Origin of the sequence: Nocardia sp. XZ_19_385 (assembly GCF_015355755.1) — a bacterium.
Lineage (GTDB): Bacteria > Actinomycetota > Actinomycetes > Mycobacteriales > Mycobacteriaceae > Nocardia.
The window spans coordinates 220,606-240,888 of record NZ_JACVEE010000004.1 but is presented as its reverse complement, the minus strand read 5'-3'; the positions used below and the strand labels follow the sequence as shown (position 1 = coordinate 240,888).

At 67.5% G+C, this 20,283-nt stretch carries 16 protein-coding genes; 3 read left to right on the top strand and 13 right to left on the bottom strand.

Annotated elements, in window-relative coordinates; all coding sequences use genetic code 11:
• Positions 1 to 22: 22 nt before the first annotated feature.
• Positions 23 to 1,933: an Hsp70 family protein gene (locus IBX22_RS29990; protein WP_194819120.1), complete on the bottom strand. Its 1,911-nt coding sequence runs from the start codon at positions 1,931 to 1,933 to the stop codon at positions 23 to 25.
• A 547-nt stretch (positions 1,934 to 2,480) separates the two neighbouring features.
• Here IBX22_RS29990 and IBX22_RS29985 point away from each other — a divergent pair.
• On the top strand, positions 2,481 to 3,257 hold the full coding sequence (locus IBX22_RS29985; protein ID WP_194819119.1) for an SDR family NAD(P)-dependent oxidoreductase: 777 nt from the start codon (positions 2,481 to 2,483) through the stop codon (positions 3,255 to 3,257).
• 61 nt (positions 3,258 to 3,318) lie between these two features.
• Here the strand turns inward: IBX22_RS29985 and IBX22_RS29980 are convergent, their stop codons facing one another.
• The 9 genes from IBX22_RS29980 to IBX22_RS38600 form a co-directional block, all read right to left on the bottom strand.
• Positions 3,319 to 4,902 (bottom strand): FAD-dependent oxidoreductase, encoded by a 1,584-nt coding sequence (locus tag IBX22_RS29980; RefSeq protein WP_194819118.1) that lies wholly within the window; start codon positions 4,900 to 4,902, stop codon positions 3,319 to 3,321.
• Positions 4,903 to 4,905: 3 nt separating this feature from the next.
• Positions 4,906 to 5,910, bottom strand: a complete 1,005-nt coding sequence (locus IBX22_RS29975) for a diiron oxygenase (RefSeq protein ID WP_228539757.1) — start codon at positions 5,908 to 5,910, stop codon at positions 4,906 to 4,908.
• Between the two features lie 105 nt (positions 5,911 to 6,015).
• A complete protein-coding gene (locus tag IBX22_RS29970) occupies positions 6,016 to 7,218 on the bottom strand; it encodes an Hsp70 family protein (protein ID WP_194819116.1) in 1,203 nt (400 codons plus the stop codon).
• Positions 7,219 to 7,580: 362 nt separating this feature from the next.
• Positions 7,581 to 8,261, bottom strand: coding sequence for a hypothetical protein (locus IBX22_RS29965; protein WP_194819115.1), 681 nt, complete (start codon positions 8,259 to 8,261; stop codon positions 7,581 to 7,583).
• Between the two features lie 166 nt (positions 8,262 to 8,427).
• The gene (locus IBX22_RS29960) at positions 8,428 to 9,423 is read right to left on the bottom strand and encodes a sulfate/molybdate ABC transporter ATP-binding protein (RefSeq protein ID WP_194819114.1); all 996 of its coding nucleotides are present in this window, start codon (positions 9,421 to 9,423) and stop codon (positions 8,428 to 8,430) included.
• The gene (gene cysW, locus IBX22_RS29955; protein WP_194819113.1) at positions 9,420 to 10,226 is read right to left on the bottom strand and encodes a sulfate ABC transporter permease subunit CysW; all 807 of its coding nucleotides are present in this window, start codon (positions 10,224 to 10,226) and stop codon (positions 9,420 to 9,422) included. Before cysW ends, IBX22_RS29960 begins: the two co-directional genes overlap by 4 nt.
• Positions 10,223 to 11,095 carry a sulfate ABC transporter permease subunit CysT gene (cysT, locus tag IBX22_RS29950; RefSeq protein WP_375540292.1) on the bottom strand — a complete coding sequence of 291 codons (873 nt, stop codon included), beginning with the start codon at positions 11,093 to 11,095 and terminating at the stop codon, positions 10,223 to 10,225. The genes cysW and cysT overlap by 4 nt, the downstream gene beginning before the upstream one ends.
• 79 nt (positions 11,096 to 11,174) lie before the next feature.
• Positions 11,175 to 12,221, bottom strand: a complete 1,047-nt coding sequence (locus tag IBX22_RS29945) for a sulfate ABC transporter substrate-binding protein (protein ID WP_194819112.1) — start codon at positions 12,219 to 12,221, stop codon at positions 11,175 to 11,177.
• Positions 12,222 to 12,418: 197 nt separating this feature from the next.
• Positions 12,419 to 12,508 (bottom strand): Ms4533A family Cys-rich leader peptide, encoded by a 90-nt coding sequence (locus IBX22_RS38600; RefSeq protein ID WP_339402050.1) that lies wholly within the window; start codon positions 12,506 to 12,508, stop codon positions 12,419 to 12,421.
• Between the two features lie 64 nt (positions 12,509 to 12,572).
• Here IBX22_RS38600 and IBX22_RS29940 point away from each other — a divergent pair, with 64 nt between their 5' ends.
• The gene (locus IBX22_RS29940) at positions 12,573 to 13,634 is read left to right on the top strand and encodes a M48 family metallopeptidase (protein WP_194819111.1); all 1,062 of its coding nucleotides are present in this window, start codon (positions 12,573 to 12,575) and stop codon (positions 13,632 to 13,634) included.
• Between the two features lie 66 nt (positions 13,635 to 13,700).
• Here the strand turns inward: IBX22_RS29940 and IBX22_RS29935 are convergent, their stop codons facing one another.
• Positions 13,701 to 13,997: a hypothetical protein gene (locus tag IBX22_RS29935; RefSeq protein WP_194819110.1), complete on the bottom strand. Its 297-nt coding sequence runs from the start codon at positions 13,995 to 13,997 to the stop codon at positions 13,701 to 13,703.
• A 165-nt stretch (positions 13,998 to 14,162) separates the two neighbouring features.
• Here IBX22_RS29935 and IBX22_RS29930 point away from each other — a divergent pair, with 165 nt between their 5' ends.
• The gene (locus IBX22_RS29930; protein ID WP_228539855.1) at positions 14,163 to 16,091 is read left to right on the top strand and encodes a glycoside hydrolase family 15 protein; all 1,929 of its coding nucleotides are present in this window, start codon (positions 14,163 to 14,165) and stop codon (positions 16,089 to 16,091) included.
• A 1-nt stretch (position 16,092) separates the two neighbouring features.
• On the opposite strand, the gene IBX22_RS29925 is transcribed toward IBX22_RS29930, so the two are convergent.
• Both IBX22_RS29925 and IBX22_RS29920 read right to left on the bottom strand, forming a co-directional pair.
• Positions 16,093 to 17,901 (bottom strand): GTP-binding protein, encoded by a 1,809-nt coding sequence (locus IBX22_RS29925; RefSeq protein WP_194819108.1) that lies wholly within the window; start codon positions 17,899 to 17,901, stop codon positions 16,093 to 16,095.
• Between the two features lie 69 nt (positions 17,902 to 17,970).
• Positions 17,971 to 20,079, bottom strand: coding sequence for a hypothetical protein (locus IBX22_RS29920; RefSeq protein ID WP_194819107.1), 2,109 nt, complete (start codon positions 20,077 to 20,079; stop codon positions 17,971 to 17,973).
• Between the last annotated feature and the right edge of the window lie 204 nt (positions 20,080 to 20,283).

Below are 20,283 nucleotides of genomic sequence, written 5' to 3'. Positions count from 1 at the left end.
CGGTGCAGTGGAAACCGGGCTGCTACTTGTCGGAGCTGTCCCCGCCGCCGGACCCGCCCGAGTCGCCCGAGGACGAAGTGTCACCGGACGAAGAGGTGCCCGACGACGTACCGCTCGACGACGTCCCCGAGGACGTGTTGTTCGACGACGTACCCGACGAAGTACCGCTGGACGAGGTCCCACTCGACGACGTACCCGACGATGTGTCGTTCGACGAGGTGCCGTTGGAAGTACCCGTGCTGGAGGACGAGTCGGTGTTCGTGCCGCCGGTAGACGTGTCGCCGGACGTGGCTCCGCCCGAGGACGGACCGGTCGAGGTGCCGGCTCCGCCGGAGGTATTGGCGCCGGTGCCGCTGCTCGGGTCGGACGCGGTGGTGTCCGGAGGTGTCGAGCCGCCGGCGGCCGGGGCGCTAGGGGCCGACGGTTGCGAAACATCCGGCGCGGTTGGGGTATTGGGGGCGGCCGGGGCGTTGGGAGCCGGTGCCGCAGGCACCTGATCGGGCGGCAGGCTGACGCTCGGGACCTGGTTGACCGGCGGAGCCGCCGGTGCCGGAGCGGGATTCGGGGCGGGCGCCGGAGCCGGAGCCGGGGCGGGCGCCGGAGCCGGAGCCGGGGCGGGCGCGGGCTTGGAGCGAACGAAGGGCAGCGGGTTGGTGAACCGGGCCGGGTTCGCATAGGTAGCACCCGTGAAATTTCCTGGGCTGCAACAGGTCTGCTGATCCAGCCTGGAGCGGGCCGACTCCGACCTGACCGGGCCCTGTGGTCTTTCTCGCGGCGGACTCGCCTGCGCGACCACCGATTCGGCCGGGAGCCCCTGGGCATAGCTGACCAGCGTTGCCTCCACCGCTCGCCGAGGTACCCCCGCCGCGAGACTCAGGTCGAGCACCACATCACCACTCGGCTCGTAGAGCAGGACGTCACTGGTGGTACCGAGCCCGGGAAAATGCTCGAGCAACGGCGACAGATCCGGATCGACACCCCCGCCGAACACTGTCGCCGCCGATAACGCTAACGCGGATGCCACTGCGGCACTCGAGAATACGGCGACTCGAGGCGGATGGTGCGGACCCTCGGCCGGTGCGAAGATGCGCACGGCGAACTGCGCGGCGCCCGCGGCGACGACCTGGCCCGGGTCGGCCGAGACCACCACCGGGCGGCCCAGTTCGGCCAGTGTGCGCGCGACCTCGCGCGGCCGTGCCGCGCCGCCGACCACCAGGATCCGGTCGATATCGGAGAGCGTGCGTCCGCTGCCGCGCACACACTGCCGGACCAGGTCGAAGGACTTCCGGATGTGCGTGGTGCGCAGCGCGTCGACGTCGCGGATCGACATCGACGACACCAGCCCGTCCGGCGTGCTGCCGCGGGCACAGCGGGCGATCCGCGCGCCCAGCGGGCGGCCACCGAACTCGTAGGAGCGCAGCGGTTTTCCGATGATCGGGTGGTTGTCCCAGTCCGGTCCGACCCGGACGACGGCCACATCGAGGCTGTTGCCGCCGAGGTCGTAGACGAGGACGAAGCCGGGTTCGAACGGGCCGTGCTCGGTTTCCAGCCACTCCGCGGCCGCGACCGGCTCCGGCACCAGCATGACCTCGCGGGCATCGGCGAGATCCAGGGCTTGGCGCAGCAGCGCCACCTGTTTATCGGAATATATTGCGGGATAGGTGGATACGGCGCCGGCGATCGGTTCCTCCGCGCCGGCCACCAGCCCGTTCACCACGGCCGCGACCATATTGGCGGGTGAGAACAGGCGGCCGCCGACGACCACCGATTCAGGATCTCGGGCGAGATCCGCGAAATCGCTGATGGCCGTACTGAATTGAGGTATCCCCCCGACCTGGGCGACGCCGACCCCGTCGAAGGTCACCGCGGTGCGGCGGGTACGGACCGATGGGCGCGGACGCGCACCGGTCACCGCGGCGGATACGGAGTTCACTGAACCGATGCTGAAACCCAGCACTGTAGTCATTTTGCTATCCCGTCAACGCACCGTGACCACGTCCATCACACAGTCGAGCCATGTGGCCGCGGTCGTCTTCCAAACAGCTCCCACAGGTTAACTGGTGATGTGTCGTTTCGGAATCCGAATGGGTATGAAACGTTCGGGTTCCGGCCGTTCTGAACCATACGTCCAGGTAAATCGGCCGAGAAGAAACAGTCCAGTCCCCTGTACGACCTGGAATTCACCTGGCGCACACCTGATTCCGCTATCGCTCAGCGATCAAAACATTATGGACGGTCGGGTTACATTCGGCACCCTGGCAACAATCTGGACAACCCCGGCATCGCACACCGACTAGTCGGTAACCAGGCCATTGCCATCGCCGAAATAGAGACTCGCTGGGACGCAGTTCCGATAAATACATGACGCGTCAAACGTGGGGTCCGATTCCCGCCAGCTTCGACTCGGCCGAGGCGGTTGACTGAGTTCAGCGACGAGCTCAACCGAGCCGGAATCGCAAGAAAGAGAAGGGAAATCGACTATGTCGACACGGTTCGCGAACAAGGTCGTGCTCATCACCGGCGCCAGCTCGGGCGTGGGCAAGGCGGTGGCGCTGCGGGTGGCGGCCGAGGGCGCGGCGGTGGCGCTGGGCGCCCGCGGCAAGGACGCCGGGGAGCAGGTGGCCGCCGAGATCCGCGCGGCCGGTGGCCGGGCCCTGTTCGTCCCCACCGATGTCACCGTCGAGGCCGACGCGGCCCGCCTGACGCAGGCAACGCTCACCGAATTCGGGCGCCTGGACTCGGCTTTCAACAACGCGGGTGCGGTGCTGGCCTATGGTCCGGTCTCGTCCGCCGCCGAGGGCGGGGTCGAAGAACAGGATTGGCGTGCCGACCTGGAACTCAACCTCACCAGCGTGTTCTTCGGTATGCGACACCAGGTTCCGGCGATCCTCGCCTCCGGCGGTGGCGCCATCCTGAACAACGCCTCGAACCTGGGCAAGGTCGGAATGGGTTCGGTGGCACCGTATGTCGCCGCCAAGCACGGCGTGGTGGGCCTGACCCGCGCGGTCGCACTGGAGAACGCCGAGCTGGGTGTGCGGGTGAACGCCATCGCCTCCGGCGCGATCGACACCCCGGCATTCCGCGCGTCGATGGGCGCAACGCCGGAGGGCGAGGCGGCCATCGCGGCACTGCATCCGATGGGCCGCATCAGCCAACCGGAGGAGATCGCGTCGTTCTGCGCGTACCTGCTCAGCGACGAAGCCAGCTTCATCACCGGCGCGGCCCTGTCCATCGACGGTGGCTTCACAGCCCGCTGAAAACACCCGGAAACACGTCGTCCCGGCATGGGCTCAGCATGCCGGGACGACGGAGGCGGGGTCAGGCGCGAGCGAGCAAGCGCCGCAACGGACCTTGGCGTTGTACGGTGCCGGTCGAGCGCACCGCGGGCTGCCGCTCGCGCACGAGACGGTCGAATTCCACTGCACTGCGGGCAGGTCGGCGCAGGCGACCGGCGTTGAAGTCGTCGGCCAGCTGTTGCACCGTCTGCTGGGCGCAGGATTTGTTGGTACCGATGAAGCCGGTGGGACCGCGTTTGATCCAGCCGGTGACGTACGCGCCCGGGAAGACGGTGCCGCCCGCCTGCTCCAGCACCCGGCCATCGAGATTCGGAATCACGTTGGCGCGCTCGTCGAACGGGAGACCGGCCAGCGGCACACCGCGGTAGCCCACGGAGGCGAGCACCAAACCCGCTTCGAGGTCTTCGGTCGCACCGGTGGCCTCGGCGCGCAGCACGCCCTCGGCGTCCGCGACGAGTTCGTTGCGGCCGACCCGCACCCCCGTCACCCGATCAGAGCCGAGGATTTCCGTGGGAGAGGCCAAGTACCGGAACACGATTCGCTTGCGCTTACCGGACGGCCGCGCCGCCACACTGTGCAGCAGCTTCAGCTTCTGCTCCACCTGGAAGGGGAGCTCCGCGCCGAGCTCCGGCAACGCGCCCTCGATCGCGATGTCGATGTCCGAGCCGAGCAAGCCGACGAATTCCGGCACGGTGAAGGCGGATTCGGCCGGACCGCGGCGGCCGAGGATGACAACTTCCTCGAACTTGCTCTCGCGCAACGCCTTCAGGGCGTACGGCGCGATGTCGGTGTCCGCCAGCGTTTCCGGATCGCTGGTCAGGATCCGGGCCACGTCGAGTGCCACATTGCCGTTGCCGACGATGACGGCCCGCCGCTGCGACAGGTCGATGCTGTCACCCGCGTGATCGGGATGCCCGTTGTACCAGGCCACGAAATCGGTGGCGGAGGTGCTGCCGGGCAGGCCCTCGCCGGGAATTCCCAGCTTGCGGTCCGCCGAAGCGCCGACCGCGTAGATCACCGCGTGGAAGTGGCCCAGCAGCTCGGCGTGCGAAACATGCTTGCCCACTTCGAGATTCAGGTACGAGTTGAAGCCGGGCTGGGCGGAGATGACGTCGAACAAGCGGCTCACCTGCCGGGTCCGGCCGTGATCCGGCGCGACTCCGTGGCGGGCCAGGCCGTAGGGCACCGGCAGCCGGTCGAAGACGGTCACCGACACCTCGGGCTGGGTCAGCAGTTCGTCGGCGGCGTACATCGCCGACGGCCCGGAGCCGACGATCGCGACCCGCAGCGGCTCCCGCTCGGTGTGAATCTCCGGCGCGGGCACCGGCCGCGCCAGCAGCGGCCGCGGCCGGGATTCCCGATAGAAGTCCGCGTTGATCTCGATGAACGGCAACTGCTCGTCGGTCAGCTTCTTCGACGAGGAGATCGCATCGACCGGGCAGGCCGAGGCGCAGGCACCGCAGTCGACGCAGGCCTTCGGGTCGACATACAGCATCTCCGCCGTCCGGAAATCCGGCTCATCGGGCGTGGGATGGATGCAGTTGACCGGGCAGGCGTAGACGCAGGACGCGTCGCTGCAACAAGATTGGGTGACGACGTAGGGCATTACTCAGCCGGCCTTGACCGAACGCAGCGGCTCGGAGCGGTAGCGGGTGGTGTGGCCGTCGATGCCGAGCAGCTTCCACACGCCCTTGGCGATCGGGTTCATCAGGCCGATGTCCTTGGCCAAAGTGCGCACGTCGCCGAAGAAGTCGCTGAACTCCTGCTTGGCTTCCTTGCTCCCGTAGAACAGTTCCTTGCGGACGTAGTCCGGGATGTCGAACTCGCGCCAGAACGAACGCGGCGGGGTGTAGATCGAGCGGCCCAGGATGAACATGACGATCGGCATGGCGATGGAGAGCACGAACTTGGTGGGCGCGTTCTTCTCCGGCACGTGGATCTTCAGGAATTCGTGCGCGAAGGAGATGTGGCGGGCCTCCTCGGCGACATGGATCGCCATCACGCCGCGCATGATCGGGTGCACGTCTTCGTCGGAGCGCAGGATCGCCTTCTGGATGTGGTCGATCGGCTCCTCACCGGCCAGCACGGCCATGAAGAACAGGTTCGGGAACAGCGCGGCCACCGGGGCGCCGATGTACTTGAACTTGCGCACCAGCGGGCCCATGCCGGGCACGTCGATGCCGATCCGGTTCACCATCTCCTGGAACATCAGGGTGTGGTTGTGCTCCTCGATCATCTCGTGGGAGCAGTAGCGGAACTCGGGGTCACCGTTGGGTAGCCCGAAGCTGTGCGTGACCATGCCGCTGATCAGGATGGACTCGAACTGCAGGCCGACCTTGGCGACGTTGGCCTGGCGGTACTTGCCGATGGCGATCTTCACGTCGTCGGGAAGCGCCTGGTACCAGGGGTGACGGCCGAGCGAGTCACCGGATTTGGGCAGGATCCAGCGCTCCTCGCCGGCGTCGGCGGCGAAATCGGGGTTGTCCCAATCGATATCCTCGAACGGGTCGAAGTGCTTGTTGACCGAACCTTCGGACAGCAGCAGCAGCTTCGCGGCGTATTCCTGCGCCTTCTCCAGATCGGGATCGACGGCGGGGGTCACGGATGCGGACATCGTCGTCACTGCCTTCCTCATGGGACCGATTTACGTGTATCCCATAGTTACACCTACGGCTGGTGACGTCAACCGCAGGTTTTCCGTTTTCCGGAAGATTTCCGGTCAGCCGAGGCCCAAACCCGCGATCACCGCGTCCGCGGGCAGCGCGAACGCGAGGGCGACACCGCCGGCGGACATACCCAGCGCGGTCGCAGCTCTGGTCAGCCTGCGCCGGGTGCGCCAGGACAACAGCAGCGCCCTGGTCGTACGGGATCGCCGGCCCGGCTGCGGCGCCGCCCGCATCCACGCGGGGACCAGCTCGCTTTCCTCGGCTCTGCGGTGCGCCCCGACCCGTCTGCGGGCGTGCGCCGGATCTTCCCCGGCGGCGGCCGCGCGGCGGGCGATGATGGCGGCGCCGTCGGCGATGGTGCGCTCGGGATCGGGGGCGATGATGACCGGCCGGGCCAGTTCATCGGAGAGCACCTGCGGTACCTCGCTGGGCCTGGCCGCTCCCCCGACGACGAGTACACAGTCCACATCCGCCATCGTCACATCGGCCATCCGGAGGCAGCGGTAGACCAACTCCAGCGACGCGCGCACATGATCGGTGCGCAGTTCGTCGGCGGTCGCCCCGCGTACCGCCCCGGATAGGTGGGCCGCACGACTGCTGTTGCCGGCCCGGGCGGCGACGAGCGAACCGAAGGCCCGCCCGCCGAAATCGGCGGAGCGCACAGGCACTCCGACAATCGGATTCTCCGGGCAGCCCGCGCCGACCCGCAGCAGCGTGACATCGAGACTGGACCCACCGAGGTCGTAGACCAGCGCCAGCCCCGGCATCAGCGGGCCGCGTTCGGCTTCCAGCCAGGCCGCGGCCGCGATCGGTTCGGCCACCAGCGCAACGCGATTCAGTCCGATGGCGTCCAAAGCCGCACGCAGATCGCCTACTTGGAGGTCGGTATAACCGACCGGATGGGTCAGCGTGATGCCCGCGGCGACTGCCCTGGGGTCCCGCCGCGCCTCGAGGATGAGGCAATCCGCCACTGTGGCAACGAGATCCGCGGCGGTGAGCGCGCGGTGCCCGACACGCGCCGACGCGGCGGTGCGCTGGCTCAGATCGGCGAACTCGGTGATCGCGCGGCCGTGCCTGGGAATCGCGCCGACCCGGGCCAGGCCGGTGCTGTCGAAGGTGAGCGTGGTGCGCCGGGTGATGGCGGGGGCGCGCTCGGCCGCGCGGCGGCGACCCGGCGGAGCTTTGGCCGTTCGGTCGTCGGCCAGCGCGGAAACCGTGTTGACCGTACCGATACTCAAACCGAGACCAACCGCCATCGCAATCACCCGATCGCCGAGCCGAGGTGCTTCGAACCTCACTCACGCAACCACTCCGCGACCCGCCTGCCAACCACCGGACATCCGGTTGTCCGCAATGCCACCGCACTGAAACCCGTTGCATGCCACCCGTTCGCACCGGCCCTGACCTGCACGGAACGTCAGGCCGACTGCCCGGTCGGTGGATCTTGGTCTGGCGCGCCGGATTTCGGCGACCGGCGCGGCCGAATTGCCGACAGCTCGCGCGGATTCGCAGCAACCGGGCGATACACGTTCTCGCACCCCGGATCTCCCCCCAACGCTCCCCCGCCGCTCCCGGTAAGCCGTCCGCACGACCAGGCCGGGAGCGACGGAGCGCTCCGCTACTCGACCAGAAGCTCCAGCGTCAGATGCGCGGCCTGCTCCTGCCATTTCGCGTACTCGTCCGGAAATGCCGAAGCCTGGGTGGCCTGCGCGGCCTCCCAGAGCGGCACCGCCGAATAATTCGGGACCTTCTCCTCCAGCGCATCCAGGAATGCCTCGGTCGCATAACCGGGATCGGTCAATTGTTCCGGCGTACCCCAGCCCGCCGAGGGCCGCTGCTGGAAAAGCCCGAGCGAATCGTAGTCTTCGGGCTCGGTGAGATTGCGCAGCGTCGATTCCTGCAACGCGGTGGCCAGCGCCACCACCGCCGCATAGGGCGGCATTCCGCGGCGCTCCACGACATCGACGATCCGGCGGGCATTGTGCAGCTGTTCGGCGTTCGGGTCGAAACGCTGCTGTTCACCCTCGATTCCGGTGAGCAGCAGCTGTGCCAGGGTGAGATCGGCGTACGGGTCCGGACAGGCGATAGCCACGGCCCGGACGGCTAATTCAAATGGCTGATCGGGATTCCGGAGCCCGGCACCAGGAATATCGGTGTCGGTGGCGGAATTGGCCGCGAAAACGGCTATAGCACAGCAGAGAGCAGTAGAAACAAACACGGGCATTCGTGTTGTCATGGTCTCCCATGCATTCTTTGCCTGCGCCTGGAGCCTTATTCCGCATACAGCTTCCCCGCGCACGCGAAAAGGCTACGGCGAACGAATTAGAATGGTATTCAATTGGTCGCAATATTCGACCACATACATTTAATGGGTACGGTTATTTAACCCGGCGTGTCGCCCTTGCCGAAAGCAGGTGTCACAACCCGGATTACTGCCCGTCCGGGCCGAAAATCCTTGCCCCGAACTAGCTAGCGGGCAGTTCGGGGATACGGGTGGCGCGGGCGTAGACGGTCTCACCGTCCGAAAGCCGCAGTGCCTCCGCGTCACCGCGAGTGACCTGGGCTGCGAACAGATCTCCGGTCGCGGCATTGCGCAACTCCACGCGCACTTCGAAACCCAGATGCACGACGCGTTCCACGGTCGCGCGAGTGACGCCCGCCGATTCCGCGGTGCCTTCGTCCGCGGCCAGCGCCATGCTCGGATCCCGGCCGACGCGAATATCGTGCGGGCGCACCAGATGTCCGTTGAGCCGGGCCACATCGCCGAGGAAGGACATGACGAATTCATTGGCGGGACGGTCGTACACGTCCTCCGGGCTGCCGACCTGCTCGATGCGGCCGGCGTTCATCACCGCGATCCGGTCGGCCACATCCAGGGCCTCTTCCTGGTCATGGGTGACCAGCACGGTGGTCACATGGACCTCCTCGTGCAGCCGGCGCAGCCACTTGCGCAGATCCGCACGCACTTTCGCGTCCAGCGCGCCGAACGGCTCGTCCAGCAGCAGCACCTGCGGGTCCACCGCGAGCGCGCGAGCCAGGGCCATGCGCTGGCGCTGACCGCCGGACAACTGCGCCGGATAGCGATGCTGGAAGCCGTCGAGCCCGACGATCTCGAGCAGCTCGTCGACCTTCTTCTTGATCTCGGCCTTGGGGCGCTTACGAATCTTCAGGCCGAAGGCCACATTGTCGCGCACCGTCATGTGCTTGAAGGCGGCGTAATGCTGGAAGACGAAACCGATATCGCGCTTCTGCGGCGGCACATGGGTGACGTCGTTACCGGCGATGCTGACGATGCCGCCGTCCAAGGACTCCAGGCCCGCGATGGACCGCAGCAGGGTCGACTTGCCGGAACCGGATGGCCCGAGCAGGGCGGTGAGCTCACCCGCCGGAATGTCGATGCTGACGTCGTTCAGGGCGGCGAAGGAACCGTAGTTCTTCCGCGCATTGGTCACGGTGATCACTTGGCGCCACGCTTACGTTCGAGGAGGGTCATGAACAGCAGGGTCACGAGGGCGATGCCCATCAACAGGGTCGCGGCGGCATAGGCGCCGAAGGTGTTGTGGTCGTTGATGTATCGGCCGTGCACCAGCAGGGTCAGGGTCTGGGACTTGCCCGGCAGCGCGGAGGACACCATGATCACCGCGCCGAATTCGCCGAGCGAGCGGGCCACGGTGAGCACCACGCCGTAGGTCAGGCCCCAGCGGATCGCGGGCAGGGTGATCCGCCAGAAGGTCTGCCAGCGTGAGGCGCCCAGCGTGGCTGCGGCCTGTTCCTGGTCGTCACCGATCTCGTGCAGCACGGGTTCGACCTCGCGCACCACGAACGGCAACGTCACGAAGATCGTCGCGAGCACCATGCCGGGCAGGCCGAAAATCACCTTGAAGCCGGCGGATTCGAGACCGCCGAACCAGCCGTTCGCACCCCACAGCAGGATCAGCGCGACGCCGACCACGACCGGAGACGTGGCGATCGGCAGATCGACGACGCCCTGCACCACGGTGCGGCCGGGGAACCGGCCGCGCACCAGCGCGATCGCGGTAACGATGCCGAAGATGACGTTCACCGGCACCACGATGGCCACGATGATCAACGACAGATTGAATGCCGAGATCGCCGCGGGCGTGCTGATCGAATCGATGAACGCGCCCACGCCGTCGCCGAAGGTGCGCCACAGAATGAGTCCCAGCGGCAGCACCAGCAGCACGGCCAGATAGCCGAGCGCCACGGTACGCAGCGAAATGCGAGTCAGCCAGGAAAGATTCACGAGGCGGTCTGCTCCTTCCGCGCACTGCGCTCAGCCAGCAAACGCAGCACCAGCAGCGTCACGAGCGAGATCACCAGCAGCGCCACCGACACCGCGGCCGCGTTCACCGGCCGATCGATCTCGATCTGCTTCTGGATGTACTGCGAGGCCATTTCGGTCTCCCGCGGAATCGCTCCGCCGATCAGCACCACCGAGCCGTATTCGCCGATGGCCCGGGCGAAGGCCAGGCCGCCGCCGCTGATGATGGCCGGTACCAGCGTGGGCAGCACGATCCGGCGGAAGGTGGTCCAGTTGTCCGCACCGAGGGACAGTGCGGCCTGCTCGACCTCCCGGTCGGCCTCGATGAGGACCGGCTGCACCGAGCGCACCACGAACGGCAGCGTCACGAAGGCCAGCGCCACGATCAGGCCGGGCTGGGTGGCGTTGAGGTGGATGTCGATCGGGCTCTGCGGCCCGTATAGGGACAGCAGCACGATGCTGGCCACGATGGTGGGCAGCGCGAACGGCAGGTCGATCAGCGCGTTCACGACGCCCTTGCCCGGGAAGTCGTCGCGCACCAGCACCCAGGCGATCAGAGTGCCCATGAAGACGTTGATGATCGCGACGATCACCGACACGAACACGGTGATGCGCAGCGAATCCAGCGCCGCCGGGGCGGTCACCGCATCCCAGAAACCGGACCAGCCGTCCTCGAACGAGGCCACGGTCAGCGCGGCCAGCGGCAGCAGCACGATGATGCTGAGCCACAGCACCGCGGTCGCGATGCCGAGCGGGCCGATCGAGCCGGTCACCCGCAGCCAGGACAGGCGCGGACGCCGAGCCGGAGCGGGCGCCGGTTTGTCGATGTCGGCGGTCTTGCTGTCTGTCACAGTCGATCAGTATCCCGTGTGCTGGAAGCGGCGAAACGGTGGCCCGGCGCGGATGTGCGCGGGGCCACCTCGGGTCTCGCTACTTGGTGGCCTTGTCGTAGATGACCGCGACCGAACCGGTGTTGGCCGCGAAGAGTTCCTTGTCGACCGTCTTCCAGCCGCCGAGGTCATCGATGGTCCACAGCTTGCCCGGGGTCGGGAAGTCCTTGGCGAACTCGGCGGCGACCTGCGGATCGACCGGGCGGAAGCCGGCCTGGGCCCAGGCCTTCTGGCCGGCCGGGGTGAACAGGAAGTCGCGGAAGGCGACGGCCTTCTCCTGGTTCTTGCTGGTCTCGAGCACCGCGACCGGGTTCTCGATCTTGAACGTGGTCGGCGGGATGACGTGCTCGATCGGATCGCCGTTGCGCTCGGAGAAGAGGGCCTCGTTCTCGTAGCTCAGCAGCACGTCACCGGTGCCCTGCAAGAAGGTCTCGGTGGCTTCGCGGCCGGACTTCGGCTGCACCTTGACGTGTTCCTTGGAGATGAGCTGGCTCAGGTAGTCCAGACCGGCCTGCGGGTTCTTGCCGCCGTCGGACTTGGCCGCGTACGGCGCGAGCAGGTTCCACTTGGCCGACCCGGAGCTGAACGGGTTCGGGGTGACCACCTCGACGCCCGGCTTGAGCAGGTCATCCCAGTCCTTGATGCCCTTGGGGTTGCCCTTGCGGACCACGATGGCGACCACGGAACCGAACGGGATGCCCTTGGTGGCGCCGGCGTTCCAGTCGGCGTCCACCAGTCCGGCGTCCACCAGGCGGGTGATGTCGGGTTCGACGGAGAAGTTCACCACGTCGGCCTCGGCGCCGTCCTTGACCTTGCGGGACTGATCACCCGAGGCGCCGTAGGAGGGGAGGATGGAGACGCCCTTGCCCTTCTCGGTCTTGTTGAATTCGGGCACGACCTTGTCGAAGCCCGGCTTCGGGACCGCGTAGGCGTAGAGGTTCAGCGTGCCGCCGCTACCGTCGGCGGCATCGCCGCCCACCGAGTCGCTGGCTCCACCGCCGCACGCGGACAGGGTCACGGCCGCGAGGGTGGTGAGCGCGACCGCGGCAAAACGGCGGCGCGAGGAGAGCCAAGAATTGCGAGACATCCGGGTGGACCTTTCTGGGACCGCCATTTCCGTTCTGGGAATCATGGCGGAGCGAAGACTAGAAATCGGTAGACCTGCCGCGCGGATACGCGGACAGTGGCGCGACTTCGGCCGATAGGCCGTCGGGGTTCGGATATGCCGCGAAAGGAGCGCGCCGGTCTAGAAGGCAGGAACGCGCGGCGAAATCCGGTCGCCGATCAGCGACAGAGGATGTCCGCGACCGCGAGATTGCCGACCGCGATCAACGCCAGTTCATGGCGGACCCGCGGGACGACACTCGTAGACACAGGCAGACTGTAGCAGAGGCGCACGTCGCCTCTCGAATCCGATCTAGCACGGGGGTACAACTCAATGACCATAAGTCCGGACCGCATCCGCACCCGGTTGCCCGGCATCAGCACCCGCGCCTGGGAGCATCCCGCGGACCGCACCGCCCTGGTGACGCTGCGTTCCCTGGCCGGCTTCGACACCGTTTTGCGCACCCTGTCCGGGCTGTTGCAGGAACGCCAGCACCGGCTGCTCTACCTGGCCACGGCGGTCCGGGTGGACGAACGCCAGTTCCGCGCCCTGCACCAGCTGCGGGAGGACTGCGTGGAAATCCTGGACGCACGCACCACACCCGAGATGTTCGTGCTGCAGAGCCCGCAGGTGAACGCGCTGACCATCGGCATGGACCGGCCGTTCATCGTGCTCACCACCGGCCTCATCGACCTGATGGACACCGAGGAGCTGCGGTTCGTGATCGGCCACGAGCTCGGGCACGCGCTGTCCGGGCACGCGGTCTACCGCACCATGCTCATGCATCTGCTGCGCATCTCGGCCAATATCGGCTGGATGCCGGTGGGCGGCTGGGCTTTACGCGCGATCGTCGCGGCCTTGATGGAATGGAGCCGCAAATCCGAGCTGTCCGGCGACCGGGCCGGGCTGCTGTGCGGACAGGACGTGGACGCCTCGGTCCGGGTACACATGAAGACCGCCGGCGGCACCTGGGTCAAGGAAATGAACCACGGCGCCTTCCTGGCCCAGGCCGACGACTACGAACGCTCCGGCGATCTGCGCGACGGCGTGCTCAAGCTGCTCAATCTGGAATTGCAGTCGCATCCGTTCTCGGTGCTGCGGGCGGCCGAGCTGCGGCGCTGGATCCAGTCCGGGGAGTACGACCGGATCATCCACGGCCACTATCCGCATCGCGACACCGACAAGAACGCCCGGATCAGCGAGGAGATCAAGGAAGCGGCACGCAATTACAAGCAGAGCTTCGACGAGTCCGAGGATCCGCTGATCCGTACGGTGCGCAACCTGGGCAAGGACGTCGGGGCCGCGGTGAGCACCGTGGGTCAGGAAGTGGGCGACACCGTCACCAAGCTCGGTAAGCGCCTCAACGATTGGCGCACCGGCGGGCCTACCTCGTAAAGAGCCAAGCCAGGACGACGAGCACGAGCAGAGCGATCAGGGCGAGCTGTACACGGGAACGTGGCATCAGCGGACCCCGCTCTGCGCGTGCTCGAGCGCTGCCAGATCCGCGGGGACCCGCAGATCCGGGCCGACGAAATCGGCGGCGAAGGCGAGTTCGGCGGCCTCGGCGGCCTGGGTCGCGGCGGCGGCGCGGTTGCGGCCGAGTAGCGCCATCGCCAGGCGCACGGCGCGGTCCAGCAGGTAGGCGATGGCGAAACTGATCGGGACCATGCCGACCAGCACGACGAGGAACTGTGGGATGAACGGCAATCCCGCGACCCACAGCTCGAAGCTGTCCCACCATCCTGCGATGCTCTGCACGCAGTCAGCCTAGTAGCTGATCCTGAGAGCAGGCGAACAGCGCGGACTCGGGGGTGGTAGTCGAATTCGCCATAGGTAGTGGACGTCACGGCGGCAGCGGCCCCAAGATGAGATATGGCGTCATCCGGAGAGCACGAACCCGCGGATCTACCGGTCCCCACAGCAATGACCCAGCTGAGCCACCGTGGCAACTATCCGCCCATCGACGACTACGCCTTCCTCTCCGATTGCGAGAGCACCTGCCTGATCGCCGCCAACGGCGCGGTCGAGTGGATGTGTGTGCCCCGCCCCGATTCTCCGAGCATTTTCGGCGCCATGCTGGATCGCAGCGCGGGCCATTTCCGAATCGGGCCGTACGGGGTCAACGAGCCTGCCGCGCGGCGCTACCTGCCCGGCGGCATGATCCTGGAAACCACCTGGCAGACCCAGACCGGCTGGCTGATCGTGCGGGACGCGCTGGTGCTGGGCCCGTGGCACAACAACGATCAGCGCAGCCGCACGCACCGCCGGACGCCGATGGACTGGGATGCCGAGCACATGCTGCTGCGCACCGTGCGATGCGTGAGCGGCACGGTCAATCTGGAGATGAGCTGCGAACCGGCTTTCGACTATCACCGCGCCACCGCCCGCTGGGAGTACACCGGCAAGGTGTACGAGGAGGCCACCGCTGTCCGCAGCGACGATCCGAGCGCGGGACCGACGCTGGTGCTGACCACCGATTTACGGTTGGGGCTGCAGGGCCGCGAGGCTCGCGCGCGCACCCGGATGAAGGAGGGCGACGAGGTTTTCGTGGCGTTGACGTGGTCGGACCTGCCGGCCCCGCGCAGCTTCGACGAAGCCGCGAAGAAGATGTGGGCGACCACGGAGTCCTGGCGCCAGTGGATCACCCTCGGCACATTCCCGGATCACCCGTGGCGCAACTACTTACAGCGCAGCGCCCTCACCTTGAAGGGCTTGACCTACGCTCCGACCGGCGCACTGATGGCCGCCGCCACTACTTCGCTCCCGGAAACCCCGGGCGGACAACGCAACTGGGACTACCGCTACAGCTGGGTGCGCGACTCCAGCTTCGCGCTGTGGGGCCTCTACACCCTCGGGCTGGACCGGGAGGCCGACGACTTCTTCGCCTTCCTCAACGACGCCACCACCGACGACGACGGCAAACCCGTTCCGCTGCAGGTTCTTTACGGGATCGGGGGCGAGCGCGTCATCACCGAGACCACCCTCGACAACCTGCACGGCTATAACGGAGCCACTCCGGTTCGGATCGGAAACGGCGCCTACAACCAGGACCAGCACGACATCTGGGGCACCATGCTGGATTCGGTGTACCTGCACGTGAAATCGCGCCAGCAGGTACCGGAAACGCTGTGGCCGCTGCTGGAACGTCAGGTACACGCGGCCATCGCGAACTGGCAGAAGCCCGATCGGGGAATCTGGGAAGTACGCGGCGAGCCACAGCATTTCACCTCCTCGAAGGTGATGTGCTGGGTGGCGCTGGACCGCGGTGCGAAACTGGCCGAAATGCACGGCCAACTGCGGCATGCCGCCGAGTGGTACGCCATCGCCGAGGAGATCAAGGCCGACATCCTCGAACACGGCGTGACCAGCGAGGGGGTCTTCACCCAGACCTACGGCGGCGAAACCTTGGACGCCTCACTACTTCTGGTGGTGCTGCTGCGTTTCCTGCCGCCCGACGATCACCGGGTGCGCGCCACCGTGCTCGCCATCGCCGACCGGCTCACCGAGAACGGGCTGGTGCTGCGCTACCGCACCGAGACCACCGACGACGGATTGTCCGGTGCCGAAGGCACTTTCACCATCTGCTCGTTCTGGCTGGTGTCGGCGCTGGTGGAAATCGGCGAGTTGCCCAGGGCCAAGCAACTGTGCGAGCGACTGCTCGGGTATGCCAGCCCGTTGCGGCTGTACGCGGAGGAGATCGATTCGCGCAGCGGGCGGCACCTGGGGAACTTCCCCCAGGCGTTCACGCATCTGGCGCTGATCAACGCCGTCACCCACGTCATCCGGGCGGAGCAGACGCACAGCGCGGTGAACTTCCAGCCGGCCAATACGCCTGCGAACAACCCCGGGTGAGCTAGGCGGCCGCGACGAGGGCTTCGGCGCGTTCGCGGACAGCGCGGAGCGTGCTCATCCGTCCGTCGAGTTCGGCGATGCGCTCCTCGCGGCGGTCACCGTACTTGCCGTAGGCCTCCTCGGCCGCACGCAGCGACGTGTCGGCGGTGCGCGCGGTGTCGGCGGCGATGTCGGTGAAGTGATCGCGCAACGCACGTTGCATGGCGCGCAAGCGGTTTCGCGATTCCTTGCTCACCTGGAAGATCACGTCGTCCATCAGCCGGGCGACAGCGACCTTGGCTTCGGCGCGGCGGCGTTGCTTGCGGCTCTTGCGGTCGTCCCACAGCGCGTTCACGCCGAGCAGCACACCCGCGCTGGCCGAGTACACGTTCACCAGCCCCATTCCGAGCAGGCTGGTGGCCAGGCCGACCATCAGGATGCCGCCGTAGGCGCGCAGCAGGCCGGACAGAAGTGGCTGCGTGACACTGACTTTCGCGCTTTCCAAGGTGTCCAGCGGCGCGACCGGTTCCAGTACCTCGCCCGGGTTCTCCAAGCGCAGATCCGGCAGCGGCGGCGTGCGGTGATCGGCCGGGAACTTCGCGGCCACCTGCTCACACAACTCCATCGACCGGTAATGCGCCATCACGAAGTTCTCTTCCACGGCCTCACAGATGCGCGCGTCGAGTTCGGTGCCGAAATCCTTCCAGCCCCGGGCCGGATCGGTCTGCGCGATCTCGGCTTCGGCGTCGCGCACCAGGCTGCGCAGCCGGTGCCGCAGATCGTGTTCGATATCGGCCATCAGCTCGGTACTGCCGTCGACCAGCGTGACCTGCCAGTTGGCGGTGCGCTGGCGCAACTCGTCGGCCAGATTGCGGGCGGCCAGCAGCTGCTCGGTGATCTCCGCGCGGCGGCGTGGATCGCGCAGTGCCTCGGCTTCGGAGCGCACCGTGACCGCCAGATGATCGGTGACCAGCCGGATATCGCGCACCGCCGCTTCGATCGCCACGGCGTCGGCACGCGAGACCACATAGTCACGCAGATGATCGATGAGCTGCGGCATCCCGGATTCGATGTCGCGCTGGTAGTTACCCGAGGTCTCGGCCTCGAGGTGCAGCAGTGCCGACACCGGCGCCACCGCGAACCCGAGACCGGCCGCGTCGAGCAGATCGCGATTGCGCTGCTGCACATGCGACCACTGCGGGAAACGGTCGATCTTGTTGAGCACGCAGATCACCGTCGGGCACAGCTGATGGATCCGTTGCAGATGCTCCAGCTGCGCGGGCGTCAGTTCCCGGCTCGCGTCCACCACGTACAAAACGGTGTCGGCGGCGGCGATCATCGACCACTTGGTGTGCTCGTCGCCCGCCGTGCCCGGGGCATCCATCACCACGATGCCATCGGCGAGCAGCGGACTCGGCTCGGTGAACTCCGCCCGGACCACGCCCTGGGCGGCCAGTGCGGGGCCCGGATTCAGCGGGTCCACCGCCTGGCGTTCCACGCGGCCGTTGCCGTTCGACTTCACCAGGTTCGCGGTGGCCTGCGGGCCGTACTCCACGATCACCGGCACGCTCAACGCCGTGTCGGTGGCGCTCACCGGCGCCCCGACCAGGCTGTTGACCAGGGTGCTCACCCCGTGTTTCGGCTCACCCGCGACCACCATGCGCACGCGCGGGTCGGTGACCCGCGCGCGCACCATGCCCAAACGGCCCCCGAGATCGTCGCGGCCCGCGGCCCGGGCCATCTCGCGCAGTTCGTCCAGAATCCGGATGAGCGGGGCCATCGCGTCCGGATGTTTCACCGTCGCGGCCTTCAGCCCTGCTGCGGCAGACAACCCTGCTCCTTACTCTTGCTTCATCAGTCGCGTGCGCGAGGTAGAACCCCTTGATACCCGTTCGAACAGCTACACCAACGTGATGTCTGTCCCATCATGATGGGACAGCATCGAATCCTGGTGCGGCAGCAGACCACCCGAGAGCCCCGAGGCGAACAGGTGATCGTTGTGCGAGGTGTACTGGGCGGCCTGGTAATCGACGTTGTCGCTGATCGGCTTCGGATTCGCCGTCAGCGGCGGCTTGATCGGGGCCTGCGTCGGGACGTGCACCGACGGCGGATCGATGTCGACGGTCGGCACGGTCATGCTGTGCGTCATCGTCGGCTGCTGCGTGGGCACCGAGACGGTCGGGATATCCACCGTGCTGGGCACGTCGACGGTCGGCCGGGTGTGGGTCGGGTCGACCGGCTTGGGCTGGGTCGGCTGCTGCGTGGTCGGCACGCTCGGCCTCGTCCCGTCCGGATCGATGGTCGGAGCGGGCTTGGTGGCCGGCGCGGTCGGGGTCACCGTCGCGCCGGGGATCCGGGTGGGGGTGCCGTCTATGTCGATGGTCGGCACTGTCACCGTGGCGCCCGGGGTCTTCGTGATGCCACCCAGGTCGGGTGTCCGCACGGTGGTCGGGTCGATGGTGGCGCCGGTCGAGGGCACCGGGACCGAGTTGGTCACGGTGGTCGGCACATTGGTGATCGGGCTGGTGCCGGTGTGCCCGATATCGGTGTTGCGCGGGTCGATCTTCGTTGCCGGAGCCGGCTTTGGTGGATCGAACAAGGCGGGTGCGACCGCGGCGGGCGCGGTCAGCGGTGAGGCGCCGATCGGTCCGGTGAGCACGTTCGCGATCGGGGTGCTCGCGGCCTCGGGCTGGATCGTGGTCTGCAGCGGGGTCGCCGCCACCGGCTGGACCATCACGGGCGCCGCGACAGCGGGCGCGACCGCGACCGGAGCGACAGGAGCGTGCGCCACCGGCGCGGGCGCGGCGGCCGGTGCGACGGGCGCCGGTGCGGCTGGCGCGACCGGTGCGGGCGCGACAGGAGCCGGTGCGGGGGCAGCCAGGGCCGGGGCCGCGGGCTGTGCGGCGGCCGGAGCGGCAGCCGAGCTGTGCGTGTTGCCCGTTCCGGTGCCGATCCCCGAATTCGCCGATCCCGCTTGGTCGTTGGTGGTCCGCGCCGAGCCCGTGCCCGCGGACGGCTTGCTGTCGATCCAGTCGGAGAGCTGATCGAGCTGATCGCCGACATTGGTGCCCGCGGCCGTCTTCACCGACAGCTGGGCGGCCGCCTCCACCTTCGCCTGCGTGAACAGGTACAGCCCGTCCTGCTCGTTGATCCCGAAGTCGACGGTGAACTCGGTGTGCAGTTCCGCGCTCGCGTCGACACCGAAGAAGACGCCGAACTCGGAACCGTTGCCGACACCGTCGAACACGCTGCCGCTGTCGAACGGGCTGTCCCAGGCGCCCGAGCCGAGCAGCGCGGCCGGATCGAATTGATCGGCGAGCTCCGGGTCGAAGCGGTCGCCCGCCGAACCGCCGGGCGTCTCGACAGCGACGTCCTCAGCCGCACCCGAGGTCGGAAACTTGGGCAGGAACGGGTTCGAGCCGCTGAACGCCTGCGTACCGGGCAGCGAGAACGGGCTGTGGCCGGGCAGTCCGTTGCCCGGGTTGTCCAGCCAATCCATCGAGCCGGACTCGTTCTGGCGGGACGGTGTGCTGGTGTCCATCCAGCTGGGAGTCGAAGAGTCGTCCGGTGTTTCGGGGCCGTACCAGCTCGGGCCCTGGTCGTCAGAGGGGTTCCAGGAGGCGCGGCTGTCCGGCTCCATCCAGTCCGGGACCGCCGGCGCGTGTTCCAGCGGCGCGGGCGGCGGTGGCGGAGTCTGCTGGGAATGCAGCGGCGCCGGTGGCACCCAATTCGGACCGGGGTCCGGGAAGGTGACGGTCGGGCTCGGCACATCCGAGTCGGGATCGGCATCGCCGCCGTGCGCCCAGCCGGTATTCAAGCTGTCCAGGCGGGCATCCCCGGGACGCGCGGGCGTACCGCCGCCGTTGGAGGCGATCAGCGCGCCGCCGGTGACATACGCACCGGCCCGCGCCACCCGCGCGACACCGGTCGCCACACGATAGGCCGTGTCGCTCCCGGCCGCATCCACCTCGGTGTCCTCAGTGCCGTCGAAGGGCAGGTCACGCGTCATGCAAGGCTCCACATCTAGGTTCCAGCATCCTCACCACACCGGGCCCCGACCGAGTGAAGATCACCTCGAGGATATTTGCGCAGAACCCAACTGTCACATCCTCCAAGAAGATCGAGTTCGTGACCGTGACGAGCACCATAACCCTGCCATCCGGAAAACCGACCGACAAGCCCCTTGTTCAGGGGCGCTGCACCTACCCACCCC